General features: G+C 68.2%; 4 protein-coding genes. All 4 read right to left on the bottom strand.

What is annotated here, in order from left to right; translation table 11 throughout:
- A partial coding sequence (locus K2Z83_RS26955) for a kelch repeat-containing protein (protein ID WP_305082529.1) occupies positions 1-2,967 on the bottom strand: 2,967 nt, incomplete at its 3' end.
- Between the two features lie 560 nt (positions 2,968-3,527).
- A complete protein-coding gene (locus K2Z83_RS26950; protein WP_220598262.1) occupies positions 3,528-5,891 on the bottom strand; it encodes a hypothetical protein in 2,364 nt (787 codons plus the stop codon).
- On the bottom strand, positions 5,888-7,681 hold the full coding sequence (locus tag K2Z83_RS26945) for a winged helix-turn-helix domain-containing protein (protein WP_220598261.1): 1,794 nt from the start codon (positions 7,679-7,681) through the stop codon (positions 5,888-5,890). The genes K2Z83_RS26950 and K2Z83_RS26945 overlap by 4 nt, the downstream gene beginning before the upstream one ends.
- 8 nt (positions 7,682-7,689) lie before the next feature.
- Positions 7,690-10,475: helicase-related protein (locus K2Z83_RS26940; RefSeq protein WP_220598260.1), on the bottom strand; the 2,786-nt coding region annotated here is incomplete at its 5' end.

Below are 10,475 nucleotides of genomic sequence, written 5' to 3'. Positions count from 1 at the left end.
GCCGTTCCACTCCCAGGTGTCGCCGCGCACGGCGCTGGCCGCATCCAGCCCGCCGACCACCACCACCACGCCCCGGCTGGGGTCATAGGCTGCGCCGTGGCCGCTGCGGGCGTCCAGCGGCGGCGCGGGCGCGGCCTCGACCCAGGCCGCGCCGTCGTACTCCCACACATCGCCCATCGGGCCGCCGGTATCCTGCCCGCCGACCAGCACCGCCACGCCCCGACCTTCATCATAGGTGAGCGTCGCCCCAGAGCGGGCGGGCGGCGCGCCGGTCGGGCTGATCTGCCGCCATGCGCCGCCGTCATACTCCCAGGTATCGCCCAGGTAGCTGGCGCTATCCTGCCCGCCGAACAGCACCCAGACACTCCGGCGGGCGTCGAAGGTCAGGCTGTAGCCGGCCCGCGCCGAGGGCAGACTGGCCGGTGCCTGGAGCTGCCAGTCTGCCCCATCCCAGAGCCAGGTGTCGTCGAGGTAGCCCCCCGCAGAATCCTCGCCGCCGAACATCAGCAGCCGTCCGCCGTCGCCGTTGCGGACGATCTGGTGGGACTGGCGGGCCGGGGGCGACGTGGCGGGGTCGAGCAGCAGCCAACGGCCGCCCTGCCAGCGGAAGGTGCGGCCGCTCAGGCGGCCATCGGGGGCGCGCCCGCCAAACAGCAAGCTGAGGCCGTCGGCCTGATAGGCCATCGCCGCCGCGCTGAGCTGGCCGGGCACGTAGCTGTCGTCGGGCTGTTCGCTCCAGGCGGCGCCGTCCCAGAGCCATGCCATGTTCAGAGCGTCAGCAGTGCTACTATTTTGTCCGAATAGCACTATTCCCTGCCGATCCGGCAGAGATAGAAGGCTCTTTACATCCTGCATTGCTGGCCTGGGCGTTCGCTCAAGTGTCATCCAGTTTGTGCCGTCCCATTCCCAGACGGTGGTGTCAGATGTTTTTTGCAGGACTACGAGCCGTTGCCTTATCCAATCATAAACCATCACGCCACAATCTAGAAAGCATCTCACTTGCTGGGTGGGGTTTTGCTCTGTCCAGTTTGTGCCGTCCCATGTCAGAGTCTTGCCAGGAATCTGGTTATTGACACTCTCAAGAAAGACTGTCTGCTGACGGACCTCATCGTAGGACATGAGAGGTTTATAATTCTGTCCCGGCGGCGAGCTGCTCGGTGCAGCATCCTTCCATGTGGTTCCATCCCACTCCCAAGTGTCACTCAAGTACGCAAAGCTCGCGGTTTTGCCCCCAAAGAGGACGATACGCTGACGGATTCGATCATAGACCATCTGATGATCTATGCGGGGAGAAGGTGAAGCGGACGGGAAAATTTGCGACCAGGTGTGTCCATCCCACACCCATGTGGTATTAGCGGCCTGAGGTGATGCCGCAGATTGTTGGCCACCAAACATCAAGGCGTAATGATGAGATTCGTCGTACACCATTGCGCCATATGCAGTGTAAGGAGCACTCATCGGCGGTGTGCGGAGAGTCCATGTGACTCCATCCCACTCCCAGGTATCCTCAGGTCTTGAACTCACCATTCTCCCACTAAACAGCACCACGCGCTTACGATCCGTCTGATAGGCCATCTGGTAGTCGTAGCGGGCACCGGGGCTCACCCTCGGCGCGCGCTGGTTCCAGTCGATCGCGTCCAGCTCCCATGTCTCGTCGGGGTAGGTCTTGGCGGCGGCGTCGCTGTAGCCGCCGGCCAGGATCGTCGTGTCGCGGGCGCTGTCGTAGGCCAGCAGGGCGCTGGCGCGCGGCGGCAGGTCGATCTGTAGCTCGCTCCAGGCGCTGCCGTCCCAGGCCCAGCTATCCTCCAGCGGCGTGCCGCCCGCGCCCACGCCGCCCGCCAGCAGCACGCGCTGGCGCAGCGCGTCGTAGGTCATCGCCTGGCCCCTGCGCGCCGAGGGCGGGCTGAGCGGGTAGGCCCGCGCCCAGGCGCTGCCATCGTACTCCCAGGTGTCCTGCTGGAGCAGCCCGGCGCGCAGGCCGCCGAACAGCACCACCCGGCCGCGCCGCGCATCGTAGGCCAGGCCGAAGCCCGTGCGCGCCGATGGCGCGTTCCCCGCCGCAAGCTGCGCCCAGCCCGCGTCACCCCAGGCCCAGACAGCGAGATTATCCGCGCTGGCCCCGACCAGCAGCACCCGGGCCCGCACGCTGTCGTACACCATCGCCGGGCGCCCGCTGATCGCCGGGGGCACGCCGGCGGTGCGCTCGGCCCAGCCTGCGCCGTCCCACTCCCAGGTGTCGCTGAGCGCGGCCCCCCCGGCGTCGGTGCCGCCGAACAGCACGACCCGCTGGCGGATGGTGTCATAGGCCATGGCATGGCCCGAGCGAGCCGGGGGCGCATTCATCGGCACCCGCCGCGTCCAGCTCCTGCCGTCCCACTCCCATGTCTCGCCCGGCTGGGCCAGCCCGCCAAAGAGCAGCAGCCGCTCCCGCGCGGCGTCATAGGCAATAGCCGCATCCCGAAAGCCCGGGCTCGGCCGCTCGCCCGGCGTCCAGGTCGCATTCAGCGCGATCTGCGGCAGCACCACATCCACCTGCTGGCCGCCCTCCTGGGCCGTGAAGGTCACGCTCTTGGCCTGCCCTCCCGCGCTGGCGCTGATCGTCACGGCATCGCCGGGCTGCACGCCGAGCGGCTCGGCCCCAAGGCTGACGGTGAAGTAGGGCAGCGGGCTATCGGGATAGCTCTGGGTCTGGGTGGTGACCGTGCGCCCGCCCGCGCTGATCGTCACCGACGCGCCCGCCAGCGGGACGCCGTTCAGGTAGACGTAGCCGCTCACGCAGCAGACCGGCTGGGCGTAGTCGAGCGGGGTGCCCCCACCAATGCAGGAGCGGGGCAGGGCGGGCGGGGCGAGGCCATCGGCCAGGGCTGCGGGGGCGGCGAGGGGGGCGGCCGCCGGGGCGGCAGTTGGGCGCAACATCGGCAGCAGACCAGCGAGGACAAAGAGGATCAGTGCGAGGCGGCGAGCCATAGGAAGTCTCCCTGGGCAAGGATGATGGGCAGAACGCTATGTGCAATCTACTACAATACTCGCTGAAAGCAATAGCGGCAGTAGCGCAAACGTCACCCTGTCACGCTGCGCGTGCCCGGCCCGTAAGCGGGCGGGCTCTGGTCCAACCAAGGCCGCCTGCGCGGCCTGCCTGAGGCCACGCAGGCGGCCTTCGCAGACGCTAGCCCGCGGCTTCAGCCGCCGGGCGACGCCGCACAGGGCGAGCTTTGCGGTATGACATGGTTTCAGAGGGACCGGTTTTACGGTACAGTTCCATCATGGCCCTCACCCCCCCAGCCCCCCGCTCCCGTTCGCTGCGCGGACAGGAGCGGGGGGAGCTGGAAAGCACCCGGATGCACGGCCCCCCCGCTCCTTTGGCCGAAGGCCACGGGAGCGGGGGCTGGGGGGAGAGGGCCGTTCGGCGGCAAACGGTCAAGCTGGATTGAACCTTGTCTAACGGCAGTTCAATCCAGCTTGACCGTTTGCGAGGCTCGTAGTGGGCGCTTCAGCGCCCCAGATGCACCGCAGCGGTGTGCTCAAGCTCAGATGTCAAGGGGCCGCAGGTGCGCCGTCGCCCAGCAGAGCGCCCCTATATGCTGCCGCGAGCCGATGACAGCCGCGCGGATCTGGGCAGCCGACTCCCGGCTGACCGGGCCACCATGGGCGAGCTTGTTGCGGAGATCGTCGATACGGATCGCTGCAAGGCCGGCAATGATAGTCGCAAAGGCAGCTTCGGCCGTGGCGTACGCGGCGTCATCTATCGCGCTCTGCCGGAGGTAGGCGCACATAACCTGCCAGTTATGGGGGCCGTTTACGTTCCGCTCCTGACCATCCTCCACGACATAGCCCGGCCCGTGTCGGTAGGCGTGGAGCGGGGTGCCCATGGTCCAGCCGTAGGGGCCCTTGATCTTGTACTGCTTCCACTCAGCAGTCACGAATAGTCGGCGCTTTAGCTCGCGCTCCAGCGCCCGGCAGAACTGCACCGCCGGCGCGGCCCAGTCGGTCAGCTGGTCGCCGAGCTGCTTGTACTCCTGCCAGACATACTCGCCGCTGACGAGCATCTCGCGCACGTCTTCGCCGAGCGACCAGGGGTGCGCCGCCCAGTGCTCGCCGAAGACCCACTGCTCGAAGTGCTCGCGGATGGCCTCGGTGTTTCCACGAAGCTTCACATACTGCTCGACCGCCCGCCCGACCCCGGCGAAGATCTGCGCGCGCAGCTGCTCGGTGTGCTCCTCATCTCCCCCTCGCTCGGCGGCGCTGAGGGCTCGCTCGGCCGCATGGCGCAGCTCGCCGGCTCGACCCGCGAGCTCCCCGCCCGACAGCGAGCGCAGCACGACGGGCGGGACGATCGGCTGGCCGATCACATGGCAGACTTTGGGGTTGCGCAGGCAGTCGGCCGCCGGGTCAACCAGGTCGAAGACGCCTGGGCCGATGTGTGGCTTGGGGCAGATCACCCGACTCGTCGGCAGGGTGCGGCGGTCGTTCAGGCTGTCGGCGTCGATCCACGCGCCCTCACAGGTGATCGCCGAGGGGCGGGCGCTCAGCGTCTCAGCGCACTGGCTCAGGATCGAGCGCAGCAGATCCTGGAGCTGCTCCACCGGCATGAGCGGGTCCAGCCGATAGAGCCGCACCTCGTGCGGGACGGCCATCCCCCCGTGGTGGCGCTGCTCGATTCGCCTCACCGCCCGAGGTATCTTCTTGCTGGCCAGCGCGGGGAAGAAGAGGATGCACTGGGTTGCCCCCATGAGCAGCATATCGCCCAGCAGCTTCTTGATCGGGGCGTGCGTGCGCACCGGGTCACTGCCGGAGAGATAGTACTTGGCGTCGAGGATGACCGGCGGCTCCTCCCAGATTGTGACGCCGTTGTGCTCCACCTTCAGGGCTCCCTCGCGCCGGATGGTGTAGTCGGGGCGCACGCCGGGGCCGTGGAGCCAGCCATGCCGACTGCCGAGCGTCTCATCGGCCTGGCGGTTGTAGGTGAGCTGAAGCGGGACTCCCTCCCAGGTGAAGGCCACATCGATCTGCTCCCTGACGACCCCAACTGCCGGGGCCGTCGCGCCAGCGCCATCGATCACGTGCAACAGCTCCAGCATGATCCAGAGCTCATAGAGCCAGGCATCCGTCTTGCCGTCCTCACGGATGGGGGACAGCGTTCGCTTCCGCGCCTCCCTGCCACGGCCCACCTGCGCGACGGTGAAGCGCCGCCACCAGTCCAGCAGATCGCGGTAGGGGTTCGGGCCGGGGCGGAGCCGCGCCTCGACCTGGGCGGCTAGGGCGGCGATATCGCTCTGGCGCGCGGCGGGGATCAGCGCCCGCGCGTAGGCGGCCGCCAGCTCGCGCTCGATATGGTCGTCGGCCTGACTCAGCGCCTGGCGCTCTGGCTCAGAGAGCGCTTCATCTGCCAGATCCTCACGCTGGACGTTGCGCAGGAGCGCGCGGTAGGCCAGCAGCACGGCGACGGTAAAGAGGTTCTCCGGCGTCACGGTGCTCCGCTGGCGCAGCCGCGTCTCAAAGGTGAGCGGAGGCAGGCCCGGTGTCTCGCTCCAGGCGCGCTGGATGCTGCGCGGCCAGTCAATGTCGCCCCGTGTCGGCGCATCCTCCAGCAGGCGGGCCTGGTCGGTCTGGAGGCTGAGCTGGCGCCGGATGCGCGGCATGATATCGTCGAGCAGCTCGTCACTCAGTGCGCGCAGGGTGAGGAAGTCGTCGTACTGCCTGAACACCGGCAGCTTCGGCAGGTCGCTCCCCCGATAGAAGGCCCGGAACTGGCCGTGGAACAGCCGCTGGTCGTGCTGGAGCAGCAGGCGCATCACGCGCCGCTGGAGTCCCTGCGACCAGAGCTGGCAAGTGAGGTCGGAGACGGGGCCGCGCGCGGTGTGCGGCTCCGCCGGGGCGGGGGTGTCGCTCACAGGCCGCGCTCCGCTTTGAAGGCCCGCAGGCGGCGGACGAAGGCGGGCAGCCGGTGCCCGGGGTTCTGCCAGTGGAATAGCGCGATCGCCTGGGCATCTGTCAGCTGGGGCGCCTTGCTGGTATAGTCATCCGGGTTCTCCGAGAGCCGCTCCATCCCGCTATCCTGGGCCTCAAGTGCGGCATTGAGGGCGGCCACCTGGGCGGCCAGCCTGCGCGGGCTGCCGAGGAGCCCTGCCAGTACCTGGTTGATCCGCGCGATGAACGCGGCCTGCTCGGTGATCGCGAAGTTGGCGATCAGCACGTCCAGCTCGTCGGGCAGCAGCAGCTGGAGCTGGTCGGCGACGGTGTCGCAGAGGGCGAGGTCGGCCGCGCCGACCCACTGTTCGACGGTGGTGAAGTCCTGCACGACGCCGGCGATCAGCATCTGGCGCAGCAGCGCGATGGCCTGGGCCGTGCCGAGCTGGCGGTAGATGCGGACGACCTCGAAGACGTTCCAGAGAAACCCGAAGCACACATGCAGGGCGAGGTCGGGGGAGGCCCAGTCGACTCTATACTCGCCGGATGGCTGCGGCGCGATCGACACCACGCCCGCCCAGCGCACGGCCCCGCTGTCCTCAACCTGGATCGCGCCGTCGCTGAGGTGGGCCACATCCTTGAGCGCCTTGACCAGAACAATCGCCTGCTCGGCCGCGCGCCGCGCGCGGGTGGGCGGCGGCACCTCGATGAAGGCGAAGCGCCGCTTGAGCGCCTCGCTGATCTGGTTGAGGTAGTTGCGGTCGAAGCTGTTCAGCGTCCCGATGATCCGAAAGTCTTTCGGCATCGGCAGCTCCGCGCTCCCGCCCTCGACCGGCACGCGCAGCATCCCACTGCCGCCAAGCGCGGTCAGGGCCTCGCCCAGGGCCAGGTCAATGGGCGCGCGGTTAAACTCGTCGATGATCAGCCAGCGCCCGCGAAACTCGCGCTCCTCGCCGTGGGCAAGCACGCTGGGTGCCCGCAGGCTCTTGCGCTGGGGGTTTGGCCAGCCGGTCGGGTTGCCCTCATTGATCGCCCAGTTGTCGAAGATGGCGTGGGTCAGGTGGCCGTACTGGATGCGGAAGACCGGCTGCCCGCCCTCGCTGCTGGGGGCCAGGCCGCCGATCAGGGTGCGCACGCTCCACTCGTCGGTGGCCGTCACCAGGCGGGTGGCAAAGGCGGCGCTGGTGTCGCGTCGCATTGCCATCGTCGGCCCATCGGGGTCGGGGTTGGCCCCGGCGCTCACCTCGCGCTGCCAGAGTAGCTCGGGGATCAGGCGGGCCAGCTCGGTCTTCCCGGTGCCGGGCGGCCCGCTGAGGATGACGTGGCCGGCCAGCAGCGCGTGGTAGATCCGCCGCACCAGGTCGTCCTCGATCAGGATGTGCTGGCGCAGCTCGCCGATCAACCGGCGCAGCAGCGCCGGAGAGGTTGCCGGCAGGGGCAGATCATCATCGCTAATGGAAAGAAGCGTTAAGGATTCATCATCGAGTGGAGGGGGCGTTTCTCCTATGCGCGCAAGTCCGCTGTCGGTGATTTTCCATACACCATGTGTCGAGCCATCAATATCACCTTTCTGGCGTAGGTCGTTTCGAACCCACATAACAATATTTTTCCAACGGTTCATCCCGCTGGGTAAATCCCCTTGCTGCTCGTCAGGCGTCAGCTTGAACAGCTCCGCAAGCGGCTTAACGACATCGTCGGGCTTGGCTGAGCCGCCCTGCTGCGCGATCATCCGCAGAAGAGGCTCCTCAATCTCGTTGCGTGGCGGAAAGGGCATACAAACTCCTATGCAATCAACATCCAGCAGACCAGCTCCAGGTCGTCGCGGGTGATCGGCTCGCTCTCGGGGCGCAGGGCCTCGGCGGGCGCGCCGGCGAGCTGGAACTCGTCGAAGAGCTTCTGGAGCAGGGCCAGCAGCAGCGGGTAGTCGCTGTCCTGCTGGTAGCGGGCGGCGATGGCCCGCAGGTCTTTGAGGAAGGCGGTCGGCAGCGGGGTGCGCAGGGCGGCGAACACGGCCTGGGCCTGCGCCCGGCTCACGCCGGGGCTCGACCAGCCGGCGCGCACGATCTGGCCCAGGTCTCGCTGCACCTTGTCGAGCGTCTCGCCGAGGGCCGCCGCGCCGCGCTGCTCCTGGAGGGTGGAGAGGATGTCCTCGGCCAGCAGCTCCAGGATGCGCTCATGCTCGGCGGGCGCCAGCCAGTCCTCAGCCCGCGCCTCACTGGGGGCGGCGCGGATCAGCTCGTGGATCTCGAAGCGGTTGTCGCTCGCGTAGCCCTGGCGCGTGTCGTAGAAGCGCCAGAAGTGCCGGTCGTGGTAGCGGTAGTAGGCGAACACGCCCTGGCGCTGTCCACGGCGCAGACTGGAGTGGATGCCGCCCGGCAGGTCGCGCACCAGCGCCTCGCCGTACTGGCGCAGGTAGGCCAGCAGCTGCTGGCGCATCAGCTCGTTGCCCGCCAGTTCGCTCACCTGGCCCCAGTAGGCGAGACTGCTGTCGTCGCCGGCGGCCAGCTCGCGCAGCGTGTTGAAGGTGCGCGGCGTCACCAGCTCGCCCAGCACGCTCGCATCTAGACCTATCGTCTCGTTGATCGCGCTCAGGCGCGTCTGGATGCGCTCCACCAGGCGCAGCAGCACCTCCAGGTCATCGGCTGGGAAGATGTTGGCGATCTGGATCTCGGCGTGGGGGTTGCCAAGCCGGTCGATGCGCCCGTTGCGCTGGATCATGCGCGTCGGGTTCCAGTGCAGGTCGTAGTTGATCAGCCGCCCGGCGTCCTGGAGGTTCTGGCCCTCGCTCAGCACGTCGGTGGCGATCAGCAGGTCCAGCTCCTCGTCCGGCGCGACTGCCGCCTGGGCCTTGTTGCTGGCCGGGGCGAAGCGCTCGATCAGGCGCTGGCGCTCGCGCGGCGGGGTGTCGCTGCTCAGCACCACCGCGCGTCGGCCCGCCAGGGCCGGGTCGGCGGCCACCTGCTCGTAGATATAGCGCGCGGTGTCGCGGTAGTAGGAGAAGACGATCACCTTCTGGCCTTCCATACCCCGCAGCTCGTCCAGGAAGGCGTGCAGCTTGGCGTCCTCGGCCGTGCCCAGCGGGTCGATCCGGGCGATGATCGCGTCGAGCAGGATCAGGTCGTGCCACACGTGCTTGGCGATATCGGCCATGCGGTAGCGCGCCGGGTCGATGGACTCCAGGCTCTCAAGCATGGCGTCCAGCCCCACCGGGTCGTCGTCCTCCTCCAGGCGCAGGATGCGCCGGTGGGCGCCGCTGTGCAGCAGCCGACCGGCCTGGATCTGCTCCCAGAACTGCTCCTGGAAGTCGCGCAGCCGGTGGACGCTGCGCCGGAAGGCGACCACGCTGCTCTCGAAGCGCTTGAGCAGGGTGGTCTTGAGCAGGCCGACGATCCCGCCGTTCGTCATGGCGCGCAGCTTGTCGCTGGCGGCGGGGGTGACGAGGTAGCCCTCGGGGTTGTAGCCCGGCAGCTCCAGCTCCTCGATGGCGCTGGTGATCTGGGCAAACAGGCCGTCGTAGGTCGCGCCCAGGCTGTAGCGAATGGTCTTCAGCGGCGCGCGTCGCGGGAAGCGCAGCGGCTGGTCGCTGATCATCACCTCGCCATAGTGCTCCTGGACGAAGGCCCGCGTGCGCCGGATGACCACCTCCTCCAGCAGGTTGAAGAGCATGCCGCCGGCGCCGCCCTGGCCCTCGGCCTCCTTGAAGTACTGGCGCAGCGAGCGGATGCCGGCCTCGCGGAAGTAGCCGTCGTTGCCGCGCGTCCAGAGCGCGATCTGGTGGTAGAGATCCCACAGGCTGTTGTTGATCGGCGTGGCGGTGAGCAGGGCCACCCGCTTGGGCTCGCCGCTGGCCAGGATGCGGCTCAGGTTCTGGTAGCGCTGGGCCTGCGGGTTGCGGAAGTTGTGGCTCTCGTCCACCAGCACGAACTCGACGTCGCTATAGCGGCTGACCGGGTAGTCGGCCCGGCCCAGCTCCTCCATGCCCACGATGGTGGCGGCGATGCGGCTCTCGTCGATCTGGCGCTGCCACATCTCGCGCAGCTGGGCCGGGCAGATGATCAGGGCGCGGCGGCGCTGGTAGTAGGCGAACAGCTCCAGCAGCTTCTTGCCGATGTAGGTCTTGCCCAGGCCCACGCTGTCGGCGATCATCACGCCGTGGTAGCGCCGCAGGATGCGCTGGGCCTTCTGGAACGCCTCGTGCTGAAAGGCGGCCAGCTCTACCACCGAGCGCGTGGGGTCGAGGGCGGCCTCCTTGTCCAGGTCGTCCTTGAAGTACTCGTAGAGCGTCTTGATGTAGATCTCGTGGGGCGTGTAGGGGTAGTCGCCGAACTGCGAGCGGCGCAGGGCCGCGATCAGCTCGGCCTTGAAGTCTACGGCCTGGGGCGCGCCCCACATGCGCTCGTACCAGGCCGAGAAGTCCTCGACGATCGGCTGGTCACGGTGGACGGCGTTCAGCTCGGTGTTGCCGGTGAGCCCGCTGGCGGTGAGGTTGCTGCTGCCGACAATCGCGGCCCCCTGGACAATGAACGCCTTGGCGTGGAAGAAGCCCGGCCCGCCCCCGCCCTCGCCGT

Source organism: Oscillochloris sp. ZM17-4 (assembly GCF_019599295.1).
Classification (GTDB): domain Bacteria; phylum Chloroflexota; class Chloroflexia; order Chloroflexales; family Chloroflexaceae; genus Oscillochloris.
This window is presented reverse-complemented; position numbering and strand designations above follow the sequence as displayed.

Coding starts and splice junctions, on each gene's coding strand:
- K2Z83_RS26945 (WP_220598261.1), bottom strand. CDS start 7,681: ATGCCCTTTCCGCCACGCAACGAGATTGAGGAGCCTCTTCTGCGGATG.